Consider the following 25,837-nt stretch of genomic DNA (forward strand, 5'->3'; position numbering starts at 1 on the left):
TTTGCTTTTTCATTAGTGTAGCCATACCAGCGCAGCATCACACACGGTTTACCAAGAGCTGTTTGTTTTTCAACATATTCACCGCTGCGATTACGAGTCCTAAAAAGACCCAGTGGAAATATAAATTCGAGACCGAACTAGGACTGATACTTGAAACGAGAAAGCTCAGCATGGCAGCAAACAAACCTTCAATGATCATTTTTGCTGATCTTGTGTCCGCCCATTGGTATTGTTTATACAGCGTGAACATGAGATAAGCGTAGACGGAGATATAGCCCAGCATGACCGCAAATCCAAAGTTCGTCATCACTTCCAGCAGCCAATTGTGCACTTCAACGACTTGATCTGTATCAAAGATCGAAAAGTGGGCTAAGTAGTAAGACACATTACCCGCTCCGACACCAAACCCGTATGAATCCGTAAAGAAATGCCATGCATTTTTGATCAAATTCGCTCTCGCAATGTTGGATGGGAGTGGTTCACTAAAAGAATGCGCGACCTGAGAAGCGAGAAACAAGTCATAAAAGACTGAATAAATCTTGGCTGAAAAAACAGCGATACAGATGACACCAAGTCCGCCTGCTGCGATGAGTGACCACTTTTTGAGAAAGCGCGGCATGAGCAGCCACACATAGATGGCCGCTCCTGCAAATATGCCAAGCAGGCTCGCGCGGGATTCTGTTAACAAAATGAGATACAGTGCTGCGATGGCGCCAAATAATCCAAATGCTTTGATATAACCATTTTTCATTTGCCGCATACACGCTAAATACAAGAAAAAGCTAATCGATAAAAACGTCGCAAAGTCATTTTGATTAAAAAAGACAGCTGTAGGATAGTGCTGTTTATACGCCGGCCCAAGATACAGTGAAGTATTCGGTAAATGGTTCAAAGTAAAGTGATTATAAAACCCTATCCCCATGACAAATACAGTCATGACGAGCCAAATGCTGTAAAAGGTGATCACTTGATCCATTCGCTGAATGTACATGACCACAAGAAAGACAAATCCCATCCCCATAGCAAGCAGGGACATATATTTGAGACCGTCTGTCACCGAGTGAGCCCACAGCAGTGAGATGAGCCCGTAAAGAAACCATGCAGCGAAAAAACCAAGAATGCCTTTTACACGAATCTGCTGCCACTGCGATATGTACGTTCCCTTATCTCTCATCCGCCATATAAATAAAGCAAAGGCGGCAATGAGCATGATACGGTAGAGAAAAAGACTAAAGAACCCGGCACTAATTGAAAAGAAAGCGTTGTTGAGAAAGGTCAATGCAATTAAAAGATATATGGCTGACATGAACACTTGCTCACCGTTCATGTATAGCTTCATTAACACGAGAAAAGCTGTCAGAACCAAAAGCAGGACCGGAATGGCGACGATCTTTTTTAACCCGGCGGGCTGCGCAGACGCCATTTGTACAAGTCCTAGCCCTGCTGCAAATAATATACAACCGATCATGATTTGCCATGCTGTTTGTTTCACACTCATACCCATTTTCCTCCTAAGCAACCCATCCGATTTGAGGGATTAAGCCTTGACTTCCTGTTTATAGTAGGAAATGGTACGAGCCAAACCTTCCTGTAAACTCACAACAGGCTCCCATGCTAAGACTTGTTTCGTTTCCCCATTTGCCAATGTACTATGCACGATATCTCCTGCACGCTGCGGCTTGTAAATCGGTTCAAGCTGTGATCTCGTTACCCGTTTCATCGTTTGAAACAGTTTATTTACAGTGATGGAATCACCACACGAGATATTTAAACAAACGTTTGATTGGGCTGTTAAAGCCGCAACATTCGCTGCCGCTAGATCACCCACATAGATGAAGTCTCTTGTTTGTTCCCCATCTCCAAAGATAAAAGGGGCCTCATCCTTTGCAAACTTATCAGAGAAAATAGAGACAACACCGCCTTCTCCAAGTGCGTCTTGGCGCGGACCATATACATTGCTGTATCTGAGAATACAATAGTCCACATCATAGAGTGATTTTGCCATTTCTAAATAGCGCTCTACTGTCAGTTTTGCTAAGCCATATGGTGAACCAGGCTTCAGCCGGTGAGCGGTGTCCACTGGCAGATACACCGGGTCTCCATAGACAGCTGCTGATGAGGCAAAGATCACTTTCTCCACTCCTGCTTCAGCCGCGGCTTTTATGACGTGCAGAGATCCTTTTATATTAACTTCTTCGTCATATACGAAATCCTGAACGGAAACGGCTACACTTACTTGTGCTGCAAGGTGAATGATATAATCCGGTGCGATTTGTTTGATCAAATCAATCGTCGCTGGCTTTGTAACATCTGCCTCCATGCATTGCACGGAAAGATGGGCAATATTTTCTCGAGATCCAGTTGAAAAGTTATCAAGAACGATGGGCTCATAGCCTTTTTCTAGTAAAGCCTCGACCGTATGTGATCCAATAAATCCGCTTCCCCCAGTAACCAATACTTTCTTCATCCAAGCTCCCCCTGTTATTGTGCCTTCGATACCAATTCTGCTTCCCATACACTCGGGCGGCCGATAGATTGGTAAATAAATCCTCTCTCTTTCATTTCTGCTGGATCAAACAAATTCCTTCCATCAATTACAATCGGTGAACGAAGCAGCTGCTTGATCTGGTCTTTATCCATCTTCTGTACGTCATCCCATTCTGTTAGGATGAGACAGGCATCCGTATCTTTTACTGTTTCATACAGATCATTGCTGAAGATCGCCTGCGGACCAAGCTCACGTTCAGCTTCTACATAAGCAATCGGATCATAGGCTTTCACAAAAGCCCCCAGCTCTCTCAGCATTGGGATAATATCTAGTGCAGGCGCTGAACGCATATCATTCGTATTCGGTTTAAAGGCGAGGCCTAAGACAGAAATGGTTTTTCCTTTAATATCACCGAACACACTCATCAATTTGCTGACAAGGTGGGCTCTTTGGTTGTTGTTCGTTTCAATGACAGATTCGATCAGCTTGAACCGGTATCCGGATGTTTCGGCAATTTTGAGAAGAGCCATCGTGTCTTTCGGGAAACAAGAACCTCCAAATCCAATGCCTGCTTTTAAAAATTTATGCCCGATTCGGCTGTCTAATCCAACTCCTTCACTGACTTTTTCAACGTCAGCACCTACCCTTTCGCAAATATTTGCAATGTCATTAATAAATGAGATTTTTGTGGCAAGCATGGCATTTGCAGCATACTTAATCATTTCAGCACTTTCTAAGTTGGTCTCTACAACCTCTGTTTGAAACGGATCATGCAGTCTTTTGATGATGGTAGAGGCATGAGTGCTAGTCGAACCAATGACCGCCCGCTCCATATTCATCGTGTCTTGAATCGCTGAGCCTTCTCGGAGAAACTCTGGATTGGATACGACGTCAAAAGGATATTTGCTGCGCGATGCCTTTTCCACAATGGCTTGAACGAGACGGCCTGTTCCAACGGGAACTGTGCTTTTATTGACGATGATTTTATATCCATTCATGTGTTCACCGATCGTTTGAGCGACAGCCTTCACATACGTTAAATCTGCTTCCCCCTGTGGTGTCATCGGTGTCCCTACGGCAATATAGATAATCTCTGATTCCCTAATAGCTGCAGGAATATTCGTTGTAAAAAACAGTCTTCCTTCTTCTGTATTCTTTTCAATCAATTCCTTTAAACCTGGTTCATAAATGGGAACGACACCACTTTTTAAGCTGTTGATTTTTGATTCATCAATGTCACAGCAGATGACACGATTTCCGATATCAGCAAAACAAGTACCCGATACTAACCCGACATAACCTGTTCCAATCACAGCAATTTTCTTCAACATTTTTCATCCTCTCAGTAAAAGCATATTGTCCGTTCCAAGCTGTTTATCTATCTATCATTCTTTGCACATTTCATCTTGTTTAAACGATGGATGTTGATTGATTGAGCACCTTCTCATATTGCTGAATGAGATGCTTCGTATTATGTTCTGATGAATATTCTGTATGAACTATTTCATGAAGAACGTTCTTCACTTCTTCATTCCAGCTGTTTTCATAAAGGCAGGCGTGAATCGCCTCTTTCAGCTGACGCGTCGAACGCGGTTCAACGAGCAGGTGTTGATAGGTTGAAAATAAGGATGGGAGACCACCAACCCTTGTTGCAATGACAGGTACCTTTAAAGCGAGCGCTTCTAGAACGACGGTTGGCATTCCTTCACTGTAGGAAGGGAGTGCAAACAGATCAGCTGCCATTAAGTAGTCTCTCACCTGCTCATTCGGCACCTGGCCTGGGAGTATAATAGATGCTCCCGCCCGTTCTGTGAGCTCCATTGCAAGGGGGCCTTTTCCAACAAAGACTGCTTTCACTCCATCCATGCTGCTGACAGCATCAGCTAATTCAAGCAAGCCCTTCTCTTTCACTAAACGCCCGACGAAAACAACGAGCTTATCTTGAAGCGGTAAACCTAAGTGCTTTCTGATGCCTTCTTGACCTTCTTCCGTTCTGGAAAATGATCGGAGCGGAATACCAAGCGGAAGACATTTTGCTTCTACCTTCGTCATCTCATTTGTCTTTTTAGCCAGCTCCTCACTCACTGTCAGAACAGCAGATGCCTGCCTCACCGCCGTTTCAAAGGCTGCCTTCGCCCCTTTGCTATAGCTCGGATATACGTTCACATCACTGCCGTGCAAGGTCAGAAGATAAGGGATTTTCGTTTCTTTCTGAATAACAGCCGCCGCTCCGCCAGACGGCATGGCAAAGTGCGCATGGATAAAATCTGGTGACAGTTGATGACGCTGCATTGCTCTGAGAACGGAAGCCGCTATTCGTTTACTCGGCTGCGCCCATTTCAGCTGTCCTGGGAGCGCTGGATAAGGCGGTCTGTAAACCGTCACTCCGCTTCTCACTTCCTGTTCAGGCAGATCCCTTTTCTGCCGATAGGATGCCTTCAGCATCCGTAAAACCGGCGGATTCACTGGATTTGGGCAAATGACAGTCACTTCTATTCCTTGTTTGAGCAGCTCCTGCACTTGCGTTTCATGAAACACGCCCTCACTCGGATGTTTTTCACTAGGATATACACTTGTCAGCCATAGCACCTTCATGACGAACGACCTCTTCTCAATAATTTGCCTGCAGCCTGCGGATACATTTTGATGAGCAGCAAGCCATACAATGCAGCACTGACACAAACAGTCAGTAGTAATTGAAGTGAAATATCTGCTGTCGTCAGCTTCATCCCTTGATGTAAAGCTACCGCACAGACAGCCATGAGCAGCGTCATGACAGCAGGTTTTCCAAGTGATTTTAAATACACCTTCATATCAAGCTGAATGACATATGCCATGAGCCATCTGCCGACAATAAAGTTGAGCAGGCTGACACCTGAGTAGATCCAAGCTACTGTGAGCAGACTGCCTGTAGTCACACCTGCATATAATGCGCAGCCATACACGATGAGCATTCCCGTATCCCAATAAAAGGCTAAGTCCGCTCTCCCTTTTGCAAGAAGTATTGAACCGTTTGGATTCATCAGCACACGCAGCAAGCCGACAATGCACAATATATTTAGAACCGGAACCGCTACTAGCCATTTCTCTCCAAACACGACTTCTATAAAGCTGTCTGATACGGCAGCAAGGCCGATTAATAATGGAAAACTAACCAATGCGAGCATATTCGTCATACTTAGGAAGCCCTCTCGCAGCATGGAGTGATCCCGCTGACTTTTTGCGAAAACTGGGAAAGCCACTCTCGTCACAATCGGATTTATCTTCAGCACGGGTATTGTTACAATTTGATACGCCAAGCTGTAAATACCTAACGCTTCCGCTCCAAGAAACCGGCCGATTAAAATCATGTCGATATTCGATCCTGCTCGGTTGACCAGTCTGGATGCGAGCTGGAATGCACCGAATGAGAAAAATTCCTTCACCTCTCCTAATGCAAAAACAGGTGCTGGACGCCACTTCTTCCAATAAGCCGCTGCATACATGAGACCTTTTCCTGATTGCAGCAGCACTTGAGAAATGACATAGGCGATAATCGGATTCATGAAGAAGGCGAAAACGAGTAAAACGAGCAGCGATATGATGGTTGCAATGGTTTCAATGGTGCTTAATGTTTTAAAGGCTAAGTCTTTTTGCATCATATACTGGTACTGCTGGCCAATCGGTGCGATCAGAAACATGATCGATAATAGCTTGAGCAGACCTTCTAGCTCTGGCCGGTTATAAAAAGCGGCTATCATTGGGCTTAGCAGAATGAGCAGACAAAACAAGATAATCCCTGTGAGCAGGTTAATCCAATATAATGTAGATAATTGACGTTCTGTCGTTTGTTCCTTTTGAATGATTGCTGCCCCAATTCCTAGATCAAGCAAAATCTGCGTAAATATTGTGACAGTTGTGATCATGCCAACAAGTCCAAACTCCTTGAGTGACATCACGTTCCCTAAAAAGGCGAACTGTGCGATTTGGATAATGGTGATGATCAATGCGGACAAGCTTGTCCATTTTGCCCCGCCTAGCATGCGTTTTTTCATACTTGCCATTTCTCTTCCCTACTTTACTTATCTGGCTCCGTCACCAGTCATGATGACTTTTAACGTTTTTACCATAATCTTCGTGTCGAGAGAAAATGTCAAGTTTTGAATATACTGTAAGTCGTGTGTTAATTTTTCACTTGGACTCATTTCATATCCGCCATTTACTTGAGCAAGACCTGTCAGCCCCGGCTTTACAGCCAATCTTTTTGTGAAGCCTGGAATCGTCCGATTAAATTCTGCGGTAAACATCGGTCTTTCTGGACGAGGACCTACGATACTCATTTCTCCTTTTAACACGTTGATAAATTGCGGAAGTTCATCAATTCTTGTTTTACGGATGAATGCCCCCACTTTGGTGATACGCGGGTCATTTTTTTGCGCCCATTTCGCTCCTCCGCTTTCTGCGTCAATTCTCATCGATCTGAGCTTCCATAATTTAAAGTAAACACCGTCTTTCCCGACCCTTTCCTGCATATAAAAGGCTGGCCCTGGTGTTTCCAGCTTAATCAAAAGAGCAAACAGCAAAATGATTGGCGTACTCAACATCAATCCGATGAACGAGAACATTAAATCTATGAAACGTTTTGCAAATAAATAACGAACCATATGTTCTGTTAAGGCAAAAGAGTGATTTCGTCTCACTTCATATTCTCTGTAAAGATTCATCGCTTTCTCTGCACTCACTGACCTGCACCTCACCATTCAAAGTAGTTGTTGTGTAAAGAGATGTTCTATGAAAGTCAGTTTAGCAGAGCAACATTAAGCAAATGTAAATGCGCTGTTAAGTCTTGTAAAACTGTGTTAAGAATGTGCACTTATATCAAGTTATGCCCTTTTGAACGTAAAAAAGACCCGCAATTCTGCGGGTCTCCGGGTCTTTTCTTTATTTTGCTTTTACAGATTCGATCGTTTTTAATCGAAGTGTTCCGTTTGCATCTTTTGTATAGGTTACTTTTACTTTTGATTCTTCTTTTAAGCTGTTCACTTGTTTAGAAAATGTATTTCCGAATTGAATAGCTACTTCTTTTCCATCAATGTTGACAGCAATTGTATGTCCATCAGCCAAACCGACATATGTGCCTTCTTTGGTGATTTCATTTTTCTTACTAGTCGTTGATTCTTTCTTTGTTTTAGAGTCACCTTTTGAGTCAGCTTTTGATTGGTCTTTAGCAGGTTCTTCTTTTGTAATTTCTTTGCTTGAGCTGTCTTTTGCCTCTTCATCAGATTGACTTGCCGGCTCTTCTTTTTGAGCAGCTGTTTCTTTACTTTGATCATCTGCTTTTTCATTTGATGATTGATCTTCTGATTTTTCGTCCGCAGCCTTATCTTTGTTTTGATCGGCTGCTTCAGTTGTTTCTTTTTTGCTGTCATCCTTTTTGTTATCGCTTGATTGATTTGTTGTGCCGCACGCTGTGAGCAATACTCCTAGAAGCAATACTAGAAACGGCATTGTGATTAATTTTTTCAAAATCGTCACCTCTTCATGATTTGTCGGTTTGCTGTCGTTTGAAGATTTATGTGTAAACCATTCACCTTCTATGTTTCAATTATAACAAACATAACCAAAAATGAAATGTATTTTTAACTTGACACTTCTTTTATCGGTTCATTTTGCGTCAAAGTAATTGGACACACCCGTTGTAATTCCAGAAGCCAGCCGATCCTTTGCAGTGGTAGATTTTAAAATACTCGCATCGATTGGACTTGTTACAAAGCCGGTTTCTAGCAAAATACTCGGCATTCTAGAATATTTGATGACGTAGAACCCTGCTGTTTTCACTCCTCGATCCCTCGTTCCAAGGGCACTGACCATCCGGGGCTGAACCTGTTGTGCCAGTTTGATACTATTAGCAACCTCATATGTCGTATCATAATACGTCTCTGTCCCATTCGCACCGCTGTTATCATTTGCGTTGGCGTGGATACTGATGAATATATCAGCACTTGCCTGGGCTCCTTTACTGACACGAGTCTGCAAGGAGTCAAATGTATCAGAAGTTCTTGACATGACAGTAAGGGCACCCGCTTGGTGAAGTCTCGACCGCAGCTTTAATGCTACTTCTAAATTGATGTTCTTTTCAAGCAGCCCATTCCCTATCGCTCCAGCATCTTGCGCACCATGACCTGGATCAATAAAAATTGTTTCGCCTAACACCGCATTTTTCAACTGTGTGATGACATTTGATTGAATGGTTGATGTTCCGCCTACCACAGAAAATGCTGACATCTGTTTGGCCCCAATGACTTTTCTGATAGCATCCGGCACCGTTTGAGCATCTGTGAGAAGAAGGGTTTGTCCCTGTTTCGCTGCTATACTTGCCGCAGCGGCTGCATCTGCATAGGCATACCCATGACTCATAAATGTGTGACTTGTCTTCATTGGATACGTTTTAGCAATTTGGGCAGCCACCTCATACCGATTGGCTCCGCTTATTCTGACTGGTGAGGGAAGCTTTTGAAAAGCAGTTTTATTGATACTTGCTTCTCCGCCGATCACAATGGTCCGCTTGACCGCTTTGTTTTTTAATAGATTGGCTGTTTCTTGGCGCAATCCTTTTTCATCTGTTAATAAAATGGGATAGCCTTGTTTGGCAGTGTACGGAGCAATCGCGACAGCATCAGCATAAGCAGAACCATTCACGACGACAGCTGCACTAGCACTCTTCATGTGCTTAGCCACATTTGCCGCCAATTCATAGCGGTTCTTTCCTTGAATACGGGAAACGGATAGATTCATCGCTTTTAGCTGCTTCACGATGTTTTCAGAAATACTCGCAGTCCCGCCAAGAATCGTTACACGCTTCGTTTTCAGCTGCTGCAACCCTGTCTTTACAGCACCTGAAAGACTGCCAGCATTCGTTAACAGGACTGGGGCCCCTTGCTGGTAAGCATAAGGCACAGCACTCAGGGCATCTGCATAAGCATCACCGCCCACAAGAACAACGGCAGGCGCTTCCTGCCAGCCCCTTTTCGCGGTATTTACAGCCACCTCATATCGATTGCTTCCTTCTATCCTCGTTACAGCGTGCTGGGCAAAAACGGATGGTGTATATAAACATAGTGAAACAGCAATCAGTAACATACATTTGATATCAAAACGCATGAAGTCAACCTCCTTGGTTTGAACCCTTCTTCACCCAGGAGCTTCATGAACTTTTGAAAAAAGGCTGCCGAGTACGTTCTCGAGCAGCCTAAGAGGAGTATCTGAGGCACCCCTCAGGTTTGTGTTTTCTTATCTAAAATAACCTGACACACCGCTTGAAATGCCTGACGCTAATCGATCTTTATACGTAGCAGATTTCAAGATGTTTGAATCAACTGGACTGGAAACAAAACCAGTTTCTAAAAGAACGCTCGGCATCTTAGAATATTTAATGACGTAGAAGCCAGCTGTTTTCACACCACGGTCTCTTGTACCTAGTGCGCTGACCATTTTAGGCTGGATGTTTTGCGCCAGCTTCAGGCTGTTTGCAGCCGCATAGGTTTTGTCATAATACGTTTCTGTTCCATTTGCACTGCTGTTATCATTTGAGTTCGCATGGACACTGATAAAGATATCTGCATTCGCTGAGGCACCTTTGCTCACTCGTGTTTGAAGACTATCAAATGTGTCTGATGTTCTTGACATAGTAGTGAGTGCACCTGCATTTTTCAGTTTAGTGTTGAGTCTCTTCGCTACATCTAAGTTTAAATTTTTCTCATAAAGACCATATCCTACAGCACCAGAATCATGAGCACCGTGTCCTGGATCAATGAATATGTTTTTTCCTACAACCGGGTTCTTTAATTGAGATGCTACAGTATTGGTGACCGTTGTAGAATTTCCTACCACTGTAAACTTCGAAATGTTTTTGCTGCCAATAATGGATCTAGTATGAACTGGTAAGGTTTTCTCATTTGTTAATAAAAGAGCTTTCTTTTCTTTAGCTGCGATTCCAGCAGCTGCAGGGGCAGAGGCATAACCAAAGCCTCTAGCAACATACGTATTGCTCGTACTCAGTTTATACTTATTCACGATTTTTGCAGCAATATCATAGCGGTTGGCACCCTTAATTCTCGTTGGTGACTTTAGCTTGCTGTATGCGGCTTTGGTGACATATGATTCGCCGCCAATCACAATTGTTTGCTTAATATTACTAGATCTTGCGAAAGATGAAATTTCAGAACGAAGTCCCTTTTTATCTGTATATAGAATTGGGAAACCTTTCTGTGCCGCATACGGCGCAATCGCAATCCCATGCGCATATGAATGACCTTCTACAACCACTACACCAGCAGGACTTTTCATTTGCTTTGCAATATTCGTAGAAATTTCATATCTGTTTTTTCCGGTAATTCGTTTTGTTGAAATACCTAGTTTTTTCACTTGATTGATTACATTATTTGAAACACTTGCTGTCGTACCAATTGCAATCACATTTTTCGCTTTTAAAGACGTTAATCCTTTCTTCGTTTCTGACGAAAGGTTTTTACTATTTGTAAAAAGAACCGGGGCATTATGTTGATATGCTAATGGGACAGCTGCTGTTGCATCAGCATACGCTTTCTTTCCTATTAACACAACTGTATTAGCTGTTCCCCAACCTTTTTTCGCCACATTGACAGATAAAGAATATCGATTGCCCCCATCTATTCGTGATACAGAATTGTCCGCTGAAGCTGTTGGAACAATAATGAATATGGCGATGAGGCTGAGGATGGCTGTTTTCATCATTGAGCGCATCTTCTATGTCCTCCTTTTACCCTTTAATAGTTTGTTAGTTTTGTACCTGGATAGTAGAACGAGAGTATGGAAGAATATGAGTTTCCAGATTCAGCTCTCGCTTTTGCTCCGTATTGGCTCATACCAATGCCGTGGCCATATCCTTTTCCTGAAATCGTGAAGTCATTTGTATTGTTTTTGACTGACGCAAACGTGCTTTTCACCTTTGTTGCGCCCATGACTGATCGAAACTCGGTCATCTTCATACTTGCCGTTGTGCTTTTGTTTACCGAATATGTGCCTGTTTTGTTTTTCAGATGGTATGTCAGTTTGATCGATACCGTCTTCGCACGCTGTCCTTTTGTTTTCCCTGAGAACGTCAGGCTTGAGATCGATGCGATTTTCATATCAGATGCAGCAGTTTCTTTGTTTTTGAGCAGCCATGATTTCAAGCCGGCAAGGTCAGCTGCATTTGTCTCTTTTGCTTTAGACCACTCAGATGCTGCTGTGCTAGCAGTCCATGTCGTGCCTAGTTGTTTTTTAGAGAGTTTCAGTGTCCATGGATTGACTGGATCTTTTGGATCCTTTTTGGCCACTAAGTATGGCAGTGCATTTCCCCATACTTCTTCACTTGCCTCTGTATAACCGCCATTGCTAGAGTAATAGGTTGCTGAAATGAGCTGATTGTTATATTTCAGAACCTTTCCTTTTGTGGCATCGACAGCTTTTGTCGAATTTGTATACCAGTTATATCCTCCATATACTTGGAAGGCTGTTGTATCAGGGACGACTTTTCCAATACTTTTCACCGAATACGTTCTAGCAGCAACCGCCTGTGCTTTTAACGCTTCGACATTCCAGCTTGCAGGCATTTCATTTGGCACTACACCTTTTAAATAGTCTTCAAATGGAATATTTTCGAGAGTCGGCCTGATATACCCTGATTCAATTGCAAAGTTTACGCTGCCTAAATACGGCTTTCCTGCAATTTGAAGGACATTTTTTGTTGAATATTTCTCAGGAACAACTCTTACTGTGTTATACGTCTTTATGCCTTTTAATGAAATTTTTCCGTTAGAAATATTCAATTGGTAGTTTTGATTTTTTTTCAGATAAACTTGTTTGGCTAATGAATTTTTTAGTGTATCTGAAAGCACACTTGAGCTGCCTGCAATATGATATGTATGTGTGCCGTTATCTTTCAAAAGCTTCTTTAAAGAAGAAGAGATAGAGTCTTTTTTCACATAAATCATAGTACGATTGTTTTTCGCAGCTAAAAGTGACATAGGAATTGCATATTTAAAGCTTGAACCTTTAGCAATGTAAACTTTATCAACATTTAATTTCAATTTTTTAATGATATTTACTGAAAGTTCATAACGATTTTCACCACTGATTCTTGTCACCTGTGATGTCTTTTTTAATTGTTTCTCAACTTTTTCACTAATACTTTTTGTACTTCCTACAACAATGACCTTACTAGGAATCTTATAAGACGGAAGTGAGCTTTTTTTTGTTAATAAGATTGGATATCCTTTTCTAGCTGCATAAGAGATCATGGATGTTCCATTCATAAAAGAAGCCCCACCAGCAACAATTGCCTGCTTATAGCTCCCCATCTCTTTAGCTATTTTTTGGGAAATTTCAAATTTATCTTTCCCACTAATTCTTTTAATCTTTCCGTACTTTTTTAAAGCTTTTTCAGTTGTAGATGAGATACTCTGTGTATTTCCAATGATTAGAATGTTATCGGGTTTCATTTTCTTAATTTGGGTCTCAGTTGCTTTTGTTAGCTTAGCAGCACCAGAGTAAAGAATAGGTGCATTTAGCTTGTAAGCCAATGGAGAAACGGTCATTGCATGGTCAAAAGCATCTTTATTTACAACGACGATAGTTGATGGATTTTTCCACCCTGCAGTTGCAATACTGTTGGCTACTTCGTATCTATTTTTGCCGTCATATCTTTTCGTCACAGCAACATTTGATCCTGATAGCTTGTATTCCCCAGTTGTTGAGATATCCATACTTGTTTTGTTTCCGATATAATTAGACAATTTCACTGAAATTGCCGAGCTTGCCATGGCAGACTGAAAGGGTGCAACTAGTAGAGTCAGTATCATGAGAACGATTAGTGTAACGCCTGTTTTCTTCAATTTTGTTCATCCCGCCCATCTTTTTTACTTCTGTTTTTCAATCTTCTGGATTTCCTTTTGACCACTGTCATTAATAAAGTAAGAGATTTCTACTGTGTCTCCTGGTTTAAATTCATTTAACACATCTTTAAAATTATCCGTAAATTCATAGCTTAGGGTCGTATTCACTTTTTTCACTTCGACTGTATGTGCATCAGCCATTCCAATAAATTCAGCTTTCTCTTCCAGTACCTGAGGAGTTGAACTGCTTGTCTTGTTTTCTCCTGAGGACTGCTCGGCCGTTCCACATGCTGTGAGCACGATACCTAGTAGCAGTATTAAGAACGGTAAAACGACGATTTTCTTCATTTTTTTCACCTCATGTCTTTGTATCGTCTTATAAGTTATTATTTTAAGGTAAATTTAAGGTTTTTTGAAACCTTTTTTTTGTTACAACGTCTATATCTAGGTTCAGAGTAAAAAAATAACTTGTTTATCAAGATTCGTAAACCTATAATCATGGAAGAATCATAGAAAAGGTGAGGGACATTATGAGAGCTGAAAGAAAAAGAAAGAAGAAAAAGGTTCTTTGGATTGTTTTATCGATTATTGGCTTATTCGTATTAGCAACTGGCGGATACGCATATCATCTTTGGAACACAGCAGCATCGACCGTCGCAGGCATTCAAGAAAATTTAAAGAAGTCAGATAAGCGTGACAAAGATGTCGATTTAAGTAAGAAAGACCCGATTTCTATTTTAGTCATGGGTGTCGATGAACGAAAAAATGACCGAGGCCGTGCAGATACATTAATATACATGACAGTAAATCCGAAAACAAAAACGACCGAGATGGTGAGCATCCCGCGTGATACGTATACGAAGATTGTCGGAAAAGGCACAATGGATAAAATCAACCACTCCTATGCATTTGGCGGTACACAAATGGCAGCAGATACTGTAGAGGAACTGCTTGATGTACCTGTTGATTACTTCGTTAAAGTCAATATGGAAAGCTTCAAGGATATTGTTGATACACTTGGCGGTATTACAGTAAATAGCACGTTTGCATTTAGTTATGACGGCCATTCATTTGGTACAGGAGAAATTAACCTGAATGGCGATCAAGCCCTTGCCTACACAAGAATGAGAAAGCAAGATCCAAAGGGTGACTTCGGACGTCAGCAAAGACAGCGCCAGGTCATTGAAGGCATCATTGCAAAAGGTGCCAACATTTCATCTATTACGAAATTCGGCGATATGTTCAAAGTCGTGGAAAATAATATGAAGACAAACATGTCATTTGACGATATGTGGATGATGATGAATGATTATCGTGATGCAAGACAGCATGTGGAGCAGCACGAGCTGAAAGGATCAGGCACACGTATCAATAACATTTATTACTACCAGCTTGATGACAGCAGTCTTGCGAATGTGAAGAAGGAATTGAAGGAAAGTTTGGAAGCCTCTTAATAAAAAAACACCTTTCTCCATGAAAGGTGTTTTTTACTGAATTTCTTTTTTATCATCTTCACTTTGCTCTAATAAGATGGCATCTACTACTCTTTTACTCGAAAGACCATCCAAATCATCAAAGAAATACTGTACAAACGCATCTAATTTTTCAAATTCGTATTGATTATTTTTAACAATTGACACCAGCTCATTACATGTTTTAGCAAGTGGTCCCGGAATAAAGGAGAAATACTCATAATAAAAATCACGAGTCCGAATATACTCGTCCACATCATAGCTAAAGAAAATCATTGGTTTTTGCAAAAGTGCAAATTCGAAACAAACAGATGAATAGTCAGTTACAAGAACGTCCGCAATTAAAAGCAGCTCATTAATCTCTCTAAAATCAGAAAAATCATAGAAAAATTCACTATATTGATAAGGAATATTTATTTGATTCTTAACAAATGGATGTATCTTGAACAAAAAGATATATTCATCACTCAGCTCTTGATAAAGCTGATCATAATTTAATACTTCAAACGGGTAATGAGCGGACTGCTGACCATTTCCCCTAAATGTCGGGGCAAATAAAATCACTTTTTTCCCTCTTAAAAAAGGAAATTCTTCATACAACCTTGATCTGACTTCTTCTTTTTTTGATTCATCGAAAAAGAAGTCTGTTCTAGGTATTCCTGTGGAAATGACATTTTCAATATCTACTCCAAAGCCTTCAGCATAATGCTTCCGGATATGATCAGAACTGACAATGACCTTCGTATAATTCTTATGATTTTTGGATGTTGGTGACGGTCCACCTGGCAGACCAATACGGCTATAACCAAACGTCTTAAATGCGCCCACTGCATGCCACAGCTGGACAAGATCCGCATTTTTACGAATTTTCAATGGATAGATGATCGGATAGAAATCATCAATTAAAATATGCCTACTTGTAGCAAAATGATAGGCCATTCGTACATATTCTGCTATACTTTTTTTCGTATTAATGCTTTCTTTTAAGAAAAATTGAAAATCAAACGTTTCTTCTCTATTTAAAAGCTCTTGATAGACAAATTCAAAATTCCCTGATAAGTCAGTGCGACTATCTGATGCGAAAGTAATTTTTTTCTGTTTTACTGGCAGGAAACAAAATAGTTGATATAAGATTTGAAACATAACACGCTTCATTTTACGTATGATTCGATTTTCATTTTTCATAGTAGTCTCTATTGCACCCTGGTCAATTTCTTGGAGTTTGTGTGATGATACATGTGCAGTTTTTTCCTCTTCATCGTATGTGACAATGAAATTATATTTCACTCTTTTCTTAGCTGAAAAATGTTCCATTTTCGTTGCATAGATATCCTGCTTCAGGAAATTGTTTATATTGCCCAGCGTATGAGTCTCATGGTACTTGAGATTATTCCCATCTAATACTTCTAATTCTAAATATAAATGAAAGTTTCCTTGTGGTAATGGCTTGCCACCATTTACCTTTGAGAAGTTTATTTCCTGATAAAAACCAGCCCATTCATATTGTTCAGAAAGCCCTAGTTGTTGTCTATTTGTTTCGTTTAACCTTTGATTCTTTAGAGGAATAGATTTTATAATAGCCCCTTTTTGAACGATCAATAACTTTCTTCTTACCGTATCTTCTCTTTGCAAGGGGATACCATCAATGTACATATACCCCTCGATCGTTAAAAATGATTCGTTCCATTGAAATTGTGTTATTTCTCTTTGGGGAATATTTTTATTCACGATGACATCTTCTGCTTTATCGAAAAGTGAGAATAATTTTTCTTCACTTACTTCATCTACATGGTCAAGATTTTTTTGAACACTCCGTTTCCTAAATAGTGTCCCTAGTTTAAATTTCAAAAACTCTCTCTCCTTCATTCATTGTTTCATTTATTAAGCTTAGTATTAGTGAAACAACTCGCTCTGTAGAATTTCCATCACAACGATTCATAAACCGATTTGAAAATGAATGGTAATTGATTTGTTTTTTATTCAACCTTATATTCTTCAAATCCTCAATGAGAGGCTCTATTTTCGTTCTTATAGGTCCTGGCGCAAACTCTGGAAATGAATAATAAAAATCTCTCTCCTGCATATAGTTCTCTAAGTCTGGACAATAGAAAAACATTGGTTTATTCAAAAGACTATATTCAAAAATGACTGAAGAATAATCTGTAATCAATACATCAGAAATAATCATTAGTTCATACAAAGAAAACTTTTTAGATAAATCTATATCTCCAAAAACACTTTTTCGCATATAAGGGTGCACATTAATGAGCAACTCATAATGCTCCCGGCTCAAATGTTTGAAAAGTGTTTCTTGATTCAATAGAAATTGCTCGCCATATTGCTTATTTACTCCTCCTCTATAAGTTGGAGCGTACAATATTTTCACTTTATTCTTCAATTCGGGATATTCCTTGTCAAACCTCTTTTTCACTTCATATATTTGATCTTCAGAATAGAAAAAATCAGTTCTTGGAACACCTGTTGCTAATATTTTTTCCTTGGGCATATCGAACGCTTCAGAAAATGGACCAATTGCTTCTTCAGAGCTCACAATTGCATAATCATAATTTGAATGAACAGGCACTACTTTTAAATATTCTGATGAAGGTCCTCCCTGTTTGTCTTTAATACTGTGCCCAAATTTTTTAAATGCACCACAGGCATGCCAAATTTGAACTACCTTTGTTTCCGGCCGCTTTTTAATTAAATAAAGAGGATAATAGTAATCATCTAATAAGAGCACCTTACAAGTAGAAATGTGATAAAGAGATTTTAATAAATAAATGATATAGAAAAGTTTTCCTAGAAAGCCACTTTCCGATTTTCTAAATAAGAGAATAATCTTCAAATTGGATTGACTTCTTAATTCTTTATAAACATTTTTGAAATTATCGTTTATTTCATTGTCTCTATAAGAAGCGATCACGATTTTTTGCTGGCTCACTTGAAACAATTTAGAAAAAATCTTATAGACTATTCGGAAAAAAATTTTCACCATTTTTGTCATGTGCATCGTTGTTAGATTTCCCATTTCATTATTGTTTTTCCCCAAGAAGAAGTCAGATCTTCTTCAAATGCCTTTCCAATGTCCTCTATACTTCTCACAATATGGACTGTGCCAATCAATGTCTCCAAATAATCTGTAATCTCAGGAAATTCATTTAATAGATTTACTGTATTGGCAAAGTCTTTGCTGCCGCTTCTACTGCTTCCTATGAGAATAATTCCTTTCTCTAGAACCATCCTTGTGGAAACCTTCAAGGGATATTCTGAAACACCTAATAATGCCACAGAAGCCTCTGGTTGAGTGAAATCAATGATTTGTTCAATCGCACTTTCACTGCCACGTCCACCGACGCATTCAAATGCATGATCAACACGAACTTCTTTTGGAATGTCATTAATTTGGTAAACTTCATCAACAAAAGAGAAATGCTCTAGTTTATATTGGTTCTTTCCAAAAACGTACACCTTACAAGATGGATAACGTTTTTTTAGTATTAAAGAGGTGATAAATCCTAGATTACCATCACCCCAAACCCCAAAAACATCTCGCTTTTGGTGAGCCACTCTTTCGAATCGACTCATTGCATGAACTGCAATGGTGATCAATTCAATAAAAGCCGCAACATGAAGATTCATTTGCTCTGGTAAAGCTACAAGACGATCCGGATTCATGAACATATAATCCTGCATGAATCCATCAAAACCACTTGATCTAAAATAGCTAGAGCGCAAGTAGTTCTCTGCAATAAATTCGTTTTCTTCATTTGGGATATTTGGAACCATCACTACATGTGTTCCGACTTTGAACGTTCCAGTAGGGTCATACATTACTTTTCCTACACCCTCATGAATCAGCGCCATTGGAAGCTTTTTGTCCATTGCTTCCTTACCTCTTGTTCCTGTAAAATAGCGTTGATCCGCAGCACATATTGACAGATGGGTTGGTCTAATAACGACTTGTCCAGATGTAAACTCCTTATCCTTATAAGTCACTTCAAATTGTCTAGCAGAAACCAATCGATATGTTTGATTAATCATTTTTTATGTTCTCCTGTAAAATAGCATTCGCAACTTTTAAATCGTATGGTGTCGTTACTTTTATATTAAATACCTCGCCTCGGACTAAATTCACTTTCTGCCCTGCTAAAATACAAATTTTACAAGCATCTGAAAGTACCTTTTTCTGTTCTTCTGTCAACTCGCTATAAAGCCTTTTTAAGAGCGATATCTTAAAGCTTTGAGGTGTTTGACCTTGATACATAACATCACGTACTGGAATATCAGTGATATTTGTTCCATCTTCTGAAGTCACAATGGTATCTATAGCAGGTATAACAGTATCAACAGCATCATGTTCTAGAACGGCATTGATATTTTCCTCAATAATTCTATGGGTTAAAAATGGGCGCACTGAATCATGTGTCACAATAACATCGTCGTCATTTAGTCCATACTCTTTTTCAATAAAACGAACCCCACTCATAATCGATTCGTTTCGATCAATTCCGCCCTCTATTACTACTAGTCTATCATCAGCATGTATGTATTTTTCTAGTATATTCTTCGTATGGTTGATCCATTCTTTGGGAGTTACAATGATAATTTTTTCAAAACGATCATTTAATAGGAATTTTTCAACAGTGTGAATTATGATAGGGCGATTATTTAATGGCAAGAACTGTTTTGGCATATTTACATTACCCATTCTAGAGCCTTTCCCACCAGCTAATATTTCTGCATAAATCATACTTAATACCCCTTTCAATCATGTCAAATAAAAAAATGGCAATATTTCAATATGAATGGATTGTAAATTATATTACAAAAAAACCACTCATATCTTAATATATGCCATTATAATACCACATTTTGATTTAGAAAATGTAACACCTGTCGAAAATTGTCCTCTAGCTGGTAGAACGATCAGTTTTTAGAAATGAGAGTGGCTTGACATCCGTTAAGCCATATTGGTAAAGAAGCATCTCAGCAATTCGTTTCGAAGCTCGTCCATCACCATAAGGGTTAGATGCCTTCGACATATTGTCGTACTCTTTTTGATCGACTAGCAACTGTTTTGCCATCTTGTAAATGGTCTCTTCATCAGTACCTGCGAGCTTAAGCGTGCCAGCTTCCACGCCTTCAGGGCGCTCTGTTGTATCGCGAAGCACTAATACTGGCTTCCCTAAAGAAGGCGCCTCCTCTTGTACACCGCCGGAGTCCGTTAATATAAAGTATGAGGCAGCAGCGAAGTTATGGAAATCAACGACTTCGAGCGGCTCAATTAAGTGCACACGGTCAAGATCACTGAATTCTGTCTGAGCCGCATCACGAACAGCAGGGTTTAAATGTACAGGATATACAACCTGAACATCTTCAAACTCTTCTACAATACGCCTAATCGCTCTAAACATGTTCTTCATCGGCTGGCCGAGATTCTCCCTGCGATGGGCCGTTAACAAGATCATTTTATCTGTGCCTATTTTCTCTAAAATAGGGTGTTGATACTGATCTGTAACCGTTGTTTGCAATGCATCAATTGCTGTATTACCTGTTACAAAAATAGATTCTGCTTTTTTATTTTCAACTAAAAGATTCTGCTTAGCCTCATGTGTAGGCGCAAAATGAATATCTGCAATGCTTCCTGTCATTTGACGGTTTAATTCTTCTGGAAACGGTGAGTACTTATTATGTGTTCTTAAACCCGCTTCAACATGACCGACTGAAATTTGGTGATAGAATGCGGCCAAGCTTCCTGCAAAGGTTGTAGTGGTGTCTCCATGAACAAGGACAATATCAGGTTTCTCCTCTTGGAATAATTGATCTAGTTTCAATAGTGCATTTGATGTGATTTCAGATAATGTCTGACGTTCTTTCATAATATTTAAATCATGATCCGGTTGAATGTTAAAGGCTTTCAACACTTGATCAAGCATTTGCCGATGCTGTGCAGTCACAGTGACTGAGGATTTGATTTGCGGATGTTTTTTCAGCTCAAGGACAAGGGGTGCCATTTTAATCGCTTCAGGCCTCGTCCCGAATACAGTCATTACATGTAATGTTTTCAATAGTCGATGCCTCTTTCCTTCTCATTTATAAGTGTATTATACAAAAGAATAGAAACGAATCCTAATCATTCTGTTTTCAATTTTTACATCGCCTTTACTCTTTTCAACATAAAAATTTACACAGACTCATTACAATAGAATTGAATCAGCTCATACATTTATCGTAAATCATTTGTCATTTCTATCATTTGTAAGTTACACTTTATGAAAGATGAAAAATGAAGTCAAATCATTTTTTCTATATGTAAGGAAGGTGCAAAGTTCATTGAAAAAAGTACGTAAAGCCATTATACCAGCTGCAGGTCTCGGAACACGTTTCCTCCCTGCAACAAAAGCAATGCCTAAAGAAATGCTTCCAATCGTTGATAAACCAACCATTCAATATATTATTGAAGAAGCTGTTGAATCAGGAATCGAAGACATTATTATCGTCACTGGAAAAGGGAAAAGAGCCATTGAGGATCATTTTGATTTTGCACCAGAGTTAGAGCGCAATCTTGAGGAAAAGGGAAAGAGCGAGCTTTTAGAAAAAGTGAGAAAGTCCTCTAACATTGCTGACATTCATTACATACGTCAAAAAGAGCCGAAAGGACTTGGACACGCCGTTTGGTGCGCACGCAACTTTATCGGTGATGAGCCTTTTGCTGTTTTATTAGGTGATGACATTGTTCAAGCCGAAACGCCTGGCCTTCGCCAGCTGATGGACGAATACGAAAAAACTCTTTCCTCTGTCATCGGTGTTCAGCAAGTAGCTGACAGCGATACACATCGCTATGGGATCATCGACCCTCTTACACAAGAAGGACGCCGCTACCAAGTCAAAAACTTTGTTGAAAAGCCGCCGCAAGGAACAGCACCATCAAACCTAGCCATCTTAGGGCGCTACATTTTCACACCAGAGATTTTTATGTACCTAGATCAACAAGAGATTGGTGCAGGCGGAGAAATTCAGCTGACAGATGCCATTCAAAAGCTAAATGACATCCAGCGCGTATTCGCCTATGATTTCGAAGGGAAACGATACGATGTCGGCGAGAAGCAAGGCTTCATCGAAACGACGCTTGAGTTTGCTCTTCAGGATGAAGAATTGAAAAAGAAACTCATTCCATTTATGAAACAGCTTCTCGAAAAAGAGGAAGTGAATTAAAAAAAGCTGCCGGCATCGGCAGCTTTTTTATTTAATGACTGAAATAGTCAGTGTATGCTGTTCATTATCAATGACAAACAGGTTGTTTTCGCCCTTCACTGCGAACTTTGTTCGTTTCTCATTCATCCAGACATTTTGTTCTGTCAGCCCAAGTGTGGAAGGAGAGATTGGCATAATATCGCGAAACACAATCGTGTTTGCCTGACCATTTTGAATGACATAGTCGGTTTTCTCTGTGGTCAATCGCTCAATCGTATCTCCTTGATCATTTTTCACTGAACTCAGCGTTTGCATTCTCTGTTTCAGCACAGATTCTTCTTTTCCAAGGAAAGACAGTAAATACTCATACGAACCTGCCGATGCAGGTGATACATAGGAATTAAACTGTCCTGGTCCAATGGATAATGACTTTAAATCCTCTGCATTTTGAAGCGCAGCAGGTTTAACAAAATACGTTTCTGACGCAGTTTTAATTTGAACGGTTTGTTTATTTTCAGCCACAGCCTGTACTTCTTGTCCAAATACCAAAGTGATATCGGCCTTTTTTTTCATGGCTTGGTCTTTGTAAACCGTAAGTGGATCTGCCGTGACTATCAGCTGTTGATCCACCTTTTTCATATCGGGCGCTCCCTTGGTCTGCTGATGCTTCGACTGAGGCGCTTCTGTCTTATCTGATGGGATTGCACCAAATGTCGCCAGTGTACGAAGCGGGCGATCTGAAAACATTGATAAGGCTAGCAATATCGTTAAGACCGCTAAAACTGTCACTTGAAATACGGGTCCGAACAATGAGCGGCGTTTTCCGTTCTCTTGATAACGAGACACCTTTTCCGTCTTTTGTACACCTTTTCTACCTTCTTTATGTTCCATTTGGTATTTTTGTTTCTCTTTCTTGGAAAGCTTGTTAAACCAATCAACAAACTCCTTATATTCCTTCACGACCTTTTTCGTATCATCAAACATACGAAGCTCACCATAATGCATCCAAGCCACCCGATCACAGATTTTTTGAATTTGGCTAATGGAGTGACTGACAAAAAAGATCGTCTTTCCTTGTTCCTTGAATTCTGTAATGCGGTCCACACATTTTTGATAGAAGGTTTGGTCTCCAACAGACAGTGCTTCATCAATAATGAGGATATCTGGATCGATATGCGCTGAAATAGCAAAGCCAAGACGTGATTTCATTCCACTTGAATAGCTCTTAACCGGCTGGTCAATAAAGTCGCCAATATCCGCAAACTCTACGATTTTTTCATAAAGCTCATCTATCTCTTTATTCGTCAGCCCCATCATTAAGCACTTTAGGCGAATGTTATCTTTCCCGCTTAATTGGTTGTTCAGCCCTGCAGCAATGGCAATTAACGAAGGCTGGCCGTCCATATCAATTTCACCACTTGTCGGTGGAATGATTTTCGCTAGAAGGTTCGACATTGTCGATTTTCCAGACCCGTTAATTCCTACAAAACCAATCGTCTCGCCTTCATATACATCAAAGGACACATCACGAACAGCAAAAAAACCTTTTTCATTTTTATTAGGTAAAAACAGCCCTTTAATCTTATCCGACTGTTTTTTATATAGGACGTACTGCTTGGATACGTTTCGAAACGAAACCTTTAGTTTCATCGTATAATCTCCTTACTTTTTAAAGAAAATCGACAAATTTATCCCTAAATTTCATATGAAGCAATGAACCGACTGTTAAAAGAAGAAGCGTGATCAGCCAAAAATAAAGTGTGTATTTCACATCATGGAAGAACCATTCTCCCTTTAACAAACTATTTCTGAAACCATCAATAATGTAGAAAAGGGGATTCAGTCTTAAAATATCTCCAATCCACGCCTTATCTCCAGTAAGTTTTTCCGAAATATTCCAAAAGATCGGTAGCAAAAAGAAAAGTAATCGTGTCACGGATTGTAAAAGAAATTGATAGTCTCTCACGAGTACGCTAATCGTGGAATTAAACAAACTAAACGAGAACATAAACGCGATCATACAAATAAAATAGTATATATATTGCAGCCAATGCGCGTCAGGGTAGATGCCATAGGAAATCAGCACAATCAGATAGACACCCATCATGACAAAGTAGCTGAACAAGTTGGACATAATCACCACAGACGGCAGCGCACTAATCGGAAAATTCATTTTCGATACCATATTAATGCGTTTAAACACACTGTTTGACCCATCAAGAATTGTCGGACTAATAAAAAACCACGGGATTAACCCGGCAAGCATCCAGATGATAAATGGGATTTCAACGCCGCCAATGACAATTGGCTGCCCACCGCGAATGCCCATACCAAAAACAAACCAGTAAGCCAGCATTTGAATCAATGGATTTAAAAACTGCCATAAAACACCTAAATAATTCATCTGATATTTTGATTTTGTTTCATAAACAGCAAGTCGCATAATCAGCGGAAATGAACTGATTTGCTCCTTTAGTATCGTCAACATTGCGTTCATTCTAATCTTCCTTAGATATAAGTTTTTGGAATTACTTTTTTTAAAAAGCACCGCTCATAATTGTAACAGATGTTGAGGAATATTTCACTTTATATCATGATAAAAGGCTTACAAGCCGTTAGCTGTAAGCCTTTATCCTATTATTTTATTTATTCAAATACCACTTCAACCACCCGTTTCGACGACTCCCCGCTCTCTAAGTAACAGAATTTCTCATAAAACGGTGCAAATGAAGCTGGTAGTGTAAAGTCTGGCTGTTCTGTTTCTCTCACCCAGTCAATGACACTTGCTGTCTCTTTCACAAGTGGTCCAGGTGCTTCTTGTTCAAAGTCGAAGTAGAAGCCTCTGAGCTTGTCACGATATGTTTCAATGTCTGGCACATAGAACAGCATCGGACGTTTGAGGTTTGCATAATCAAAGAACACAGATGAGTAATCTGTGATGAGCAGGTCAGAAATCATATAAAGGTCTCTAATGTCTTCGTAATGAGAGAAGTCATAGGCAAAGCCTTCATACGGCCCTAAATCAAAGTTTTCAGCAACTAGATAGTGCATACGCAGAATGATGATATATTCATCTCCGATTGCAGCTCTCAGCTCATGCAGATCAAGGTCTAAATCAAATTTGTACTGTCCTTTTTTATAAAATTGATCGTCTCTCCATGTCGGTGCGTATAAGATCAATTTTTTATCGAACGGCAGGTTCATTTTTTGTTTCAGTGCTCTCATCGTTTCTTCATTGTTTTGATTGTGAAGGAAGTCATTTCTCGGATATCCTGACTCAATCATGGTCTTTTGGAATTGGAACGCACGTGTAAAGATTTCAGTCGAGTAGGCATTTGGAGAAATGAGATAATCCCAATTCGATGCTTCTTTTGTGAAATTCTTTTTGTATTTCTTCGTGTTTGTTCCAGGCATATGCACCTCGTCCATGTCCATTGCCAGCCGTTTTAACGGCGTACCGTGCCAAGTCTGCAAGTATGTTGTGTGATCTGGCTTTGGAACCCATAGCGGCAAACGGCTGTTTACAACCCAATACTCAGCTCTTGCCATCGCAAAGATCCATTTCAATGACAGACGATTGATATAGTAGATGCCTTTTTCCTTAAACGGTGCTTCATGACCCTTTTTAACGCTCCAGATCAGCGTATATTCAGGATGATGTTCCTTCATATACTCATAAATCCCACGCGGGTTACAACTGAATTGTTTTCCGTTAAAACTTTCAAAAACAACCGTTTTTTGATTATGAGGCAGCTTACTGACAAGCCTGAATAAGAACTTAAAAATAC

General features: G+C 39.9%; 20 protein-coding genes and 1 pseudogene. 2 read left to right on the top strand and 19 right to left on the bottom strand.

Annotated features, from left to right (window positions below; genetic code table 11):
* Positions 1-37 precede the first annotated feature (37 nt).
* From NSQ25_RS16355 to NSQ25_RS16405, 11 genes are all read right to left on the bottom strand, one after another.
* A complete protein-coding gene (locus NSQ25_RS16355; RefSeq protein WP_065214831.1) occupies positions 38-1,498 on the bottom strand; it encodes an O-antigen ligase family protein in 1,461 nt (486 codons plus the stop codon).
* A gap of 39 nt (positions 1,499-1,537) precedes the next feature.
* On the bottom strand, positions 1,538-2,467 hold the full coding sequence (locus NSQ25_RS16360; RefSeq protein WP_326135856.1) for an NAD-dependent epimerase/dehydratase family protein: 930 nt from the start codon (positions 2,465-2,467) through the stop codon (positions 1,538-1,540).
* A 14-nt stretch (positions 2,468-2,481) separates the two neighbouring features.
* Positions 2,482-3,819, bottom strand: coding sequence for a UDP-glucose/GDP-mannose dehydrogenase family protein (locus tag NSQ25_RS16365; RefSeq protein WP_034281112.1), 1,338 nt, complete (start codon positions 3,817-3,819; stop codon positions 2,482-2,484).
* Positions 3,820-3,898: 79 nt separating this feature from the next.
* On the bottom strand, positions 3,899-5,083 hold the full coding sequence (locus NSQ25_RS16370) for a glycosyltransferase (protein WP_034281113.1): 1,185 nt from the start codon (positions 5,081-5,083) through the stop codon (positions 3,899-3,901).
* The gene (locus NSQ25_RS16375; RefSeq protein WP_081124908.1) at positions 5,080-6,531 is read right to left on the bottom strand and encodes an MOP flippase family protein; all 1,452 of its coding nucleotides are present in this window, start codon (positions 6,529-6,531) and stop codon (positions 5,080-5,082) included. The genes NSQ25_RS16370 and NSQ25_RS16375 overlap by 4 nt, the downstream gene beginning before the upstream one ends.
* A gap of 18 nt (positions 6,532-6,549) precedes the next feature.
* Positions 6,550-7,209: an exopolysaccharide biosynthesis polyprenyl glycosylphosphotransferase gene (locus tag NSQ25_RS16380; RefSeq protein WP_024423636.1), complete on the bottom strand. Its 660-nt coding sequence runs from the start codon at positions 7,207-7,209 to the stop codon at positions 6,550-6,552.
* Positions 7,210-7,408: 199 nt separating this feature from the next.
* Entirely contained in the window at positions 7,409-8,002 is a 594-nt protein-coding gene (locus NSQ25_RS16385) for a hypothetical protein (RefSeq protein WP_241218530.1), read from the bottom strand.
* Between the two features lie 129 nt (positions 8,003-8,131).
* Entirely contained in the window at positions 8,132-9,628 is a 1,497-nt protein-coding gene (locus NSQ25_RS16390; RefSeq protein WP_326135857.1) for a cell wall-binding repeat-containing protein, read from the bottom strand.
* A gap of 129 nt (positions 9,629-9,757) precedes the next feature.
* Positions 9,758-11,248 carry an N-acetylmuramoyl-L-alanine amidase gene (locus NSQ25_RS16395; protein ID WP_326135858.1) on the bottom strand — a complete coding sequence of 497 codons (1,491 nt, stop codon included), beginning with the start codon at positions 11,246-11,248 and terminating at the stop codon, positions 9,758-9,760.
* 23 nt (positions 11,249-11,271) lie between these two features.
* Positions 11,272-13,380 (bottom strand): SpoIID/LytB domain-containing protein, encoded by a 2,109-nt coding sequence (locus NSQ25_RS16400; RefSeq protein ID WP_326135859.1) that lies wholly within the window; start codon positions 13,378-13,380, stop codon positions 11,272-11,274.
* A 24-nt stretch (positions 13,381-13,404) separates the two neighbouring features.
* Positions 13,405-13,728, bottom strand: a complete 324-nt coding sequence (locus NSQ25_RS16405; RefSeq protein WP_024423640.1) for a hypothetical protein — start codon at positions 13,726-13,728, stop codon at positions 13,405-13,407.
* Positions 13,729-13,910: 182 nt separating this feature from the next.
* Here NSQ25_RS16405 and NSQ25_RS16410 point away from each other — a divergent pair, with 182 nt between their 5' ends.
* Positions 13,911-14,834 (top strand): LytR family transcriptional regulator, encoded by a 924-nt coding sequence (locus tag NSQ25_RS16410; protein WP_326135860.1) that lies wholly within the window; start codon positions 13,911-13,913, stop codon positions 14,832-14,834.
* A gap of 33 nt (positions 14,835-14,867) precedes the next feature.
* Here the strand turns inward: NSQ25_RS16410 and NSQ25_RS16415 are convergent, their stop codons facing one another.
* The 5 genes from NSQ25_RS16415 to wecB all read right to left on the bottom strand — a co-directional run bounded on the left by NSQ25_RS16415 (position 14,868) and on the right by wecB (position 20,923).
* Entirely contained in the window at positions 14,868-16,700 is a 1,833-nt protein-coding gene (locus tag NSQ25_RS16415) for a CDP-glycerol glycerophosphotransferase family protein (protein WP_259455912.1), read from the bottom strand.
* On the bottom strand, positions 16,690-17,904 hold the full coding sequence (locus NSQ25_RS16420; RefSeq protein ID WP_267527859.1) for a CDP-glycerol glycerophosphotransferase family protein: 1,215 nt from the start codon (positions 17,902-17,904) through the stop codon (positions 16,690-16,692). The genes NSQ25_RS16415 and NSQ25_RS16420 overlap by 11 nt, the downstream gene beginning before the upstream one ends.
* On the bottom strand, positions 17,871-18,896 hold the full coding sequence (locus NSQ25_RS16425) for a ribitol-5-phosphate dehydrogenase (RefSeq protein ID WP_326135861.1): 1,026 nt from the start codon (positions 18,894-18,896) through the stop codon (positions 17,871-17,873). The genes NSQ25_RS16420 and NSQ25_RS16425 overlap by 34 nt, the downstream gene beginning before the upstream one ends.
* Complete coding sequence (locus NSQ25_RS16430) at positions 18,889-19,605, bottom strand: 2-C-methyl-D-erythritol 4-phosphate cytidylyltransferase (protein ID WP_025093948.1); 717 nt, start codon at positions 19,603-19,605, stop codon at positions 18,889-18,891. Before NSQ25_RS16430 ends, NSQ25_RS16425 begins: the two co-directional genes overlap by 8 nt.
* A 160-nt stretch (positions 19,606-19,765) precedes the next feature.
* On the bottom strand, positions 19,766-20,923 hold the full coding sequence (wecB, locus tag NSQ25_RS16435) for a UDP-N-acetylglucosamine 2-epimerase (non-hydrolyzing) (protein WP_025093947.1): 1,158 nt from the start codon (positions 20,921-20,923) through the stop codon (positions 19,766-19,768).
* Between the two features lie 265 nt (positions 20,924-21,188).
* Here wecB and galU point away from each other — a divergent pair, with 265 nt between their 5' ends.
* The gene (gene galU / locus NSQ25_RS16440) at positions 21,189-22,070 is read left to right on the top strand and encodes a UTP--glucose-1-phosphate uridylyltransferase GalU (RefSeq protein ID WP_008343198.1); all 882 of its coding nucleotides are present in this window, start codon (positions 21,189-21,191) and stop codon (positions 22,068-22,070) included.
* Between the two features lie 27 nt (positions 22,071-22,097).
* Here the strand turns inward: galU and tagH are convergent, their stop codons facing one another.
* The 3 genes and pseudogenes from tagH to NSQ25_RS16455 all read right to left on the bottom strand — a co-directional run.
* Positions 22,098-23,699, bottom strand: a complete 1,602-nt coding sequence (gene tagH, locus NSQ25_RS16445) for a teichoic acids export ABC transporter ATP-binding subunit TagH (RefSeq protein ID WP_326135862.1) — start codon at positions 23,697-23,699, stop codon at positions 22,098-22,100.
* 19 nt (positions 23,700-23,718) lie between these two features.
* On the bottom strand, positions 23,719-24,546 hold the full coding sequence (locus NSQ25_RS16450; protein WP_024426273.1) for an ABC transporter permease: 828 nt from the start codon (positions 24,544-24,546) through the stop codon (positions 23,719-23,721).
* Positions 24,547-24,695: 149 nt separating this feature from the next.
* Positions 24,696-25,832 (bottom strand): annotated as a pseudogene (locus NSQ25_RS16455) (CDP-glycerol glycerophosphotransferase family protein); the annotation flags it as partial.
* Between the last annotated feature and the right edge of the window lie 5 nt (positions 25,833-25,837).

It is taken from the genome of Bacillus sp. FSL R5-0512 (assembly GCF_038593295.1).
GTDB lineage: Bacteria > Bacillota > Bacilli > Bacillales > Bacillaceae > Bacillus > Bacillus safensis.

Excerpts from the sequence above, each read along its gene's own strand:
- NSQ25_RS16355 (WP_065214831.1), bottom strand. The coding sequence starts at position 1,498 with ATGAGTGTGAAACAAACAGCATGGCAAATCATGATCGGTTGTATATTA.
- NSQ25_RS16360 (WP_326135856.1), bottom strand. The coding sequence starts at position 2,467 with ATGAAGAAAGTATTGGTTACTGGGGGAAGCGGATTTATTGGATCACAT.
- NSQ25_RS16365 (WP_034281112.1), bottom strand. The coding sequence starts at position 3,819 with ATGTTGAAGAAAATTGCTGTGATTGGAACAGGTTATGTCGGGTTAGTA.
- NSQ25_RS16370 (WP_034281113.1), bottom strand. The coding sequence starts at position 5,083 with ATGAAGGTGCTATGGCTGACAAGTGTATATCCTAGTGAAAAACATCCG.
- NSQ25_RS16375 (WP_081124908.1), bottom strand. The coding sequence starts at position 6,531 with ATGGCAAGTATGAAAAAACGCATGCTAGGCGGGGCAAAATGGACAAGC.
- NSQ25_RS16390 (WP_326135857.1), bottom strand. The coding sequence starts at position 9,628 with ATGCGTTTTGATATCAAATGTATGTTACTGATTGCTGTTTCACTATGT.
- NSQ25_RS16395 (WP_326135858.1), bottom strand. The coding sequence starts at position 11,248 with ATGCGCTCAATGATGAAAACAGCCATCCTCAGCCTCATCGCCATATTC.
- NSQ25_RS16405 (WP_024423640.1), bottom strand. The coding sequence starts at position 13,728 with ATGAAGAAAATCGTCGTTTTACCGTTCTTAATACTGCTACTAGGTATC.
- NSQ25_RS16410 (WP_326135860.1), top strand. The coding sequence starts at position 13,911 with ATGAGAGCTGAAAGAAAAAGAAAGAAGAAAAAGGTTCTTTGGATTGTT.
- NSQ25_RS16425 (WP_326135861.1), bottom strand. The coding sequence starts at position 18,896 with ATGATTAATCAAACATATCGATTGGTTTCTGCTAGACAATTTGAAGTG.
- NSQ25_RS16430 (WP_025093948.1), bottom strand. The coding sequence starts at position 19,605 with ATGATTTATGCAGAAATATTAGCTGGTGGGAAAGGCTCTAGAATGGGT.
- tagH (WP_326135862.1), bottom strand. The coding sequence starts at position 23,699 with ATGAAACTAAAGGTTTCGTTTCGAAACGTATCCAAGCAGTACGTCCTA.
- NSQ25_RS16450 (WP_024426273.1), bottom strand. The coding sequence starts at position 24,546 with ATGAACGCAATGTTGACGATACTAAAGGAGCAAATCAGTTCATTTCCG.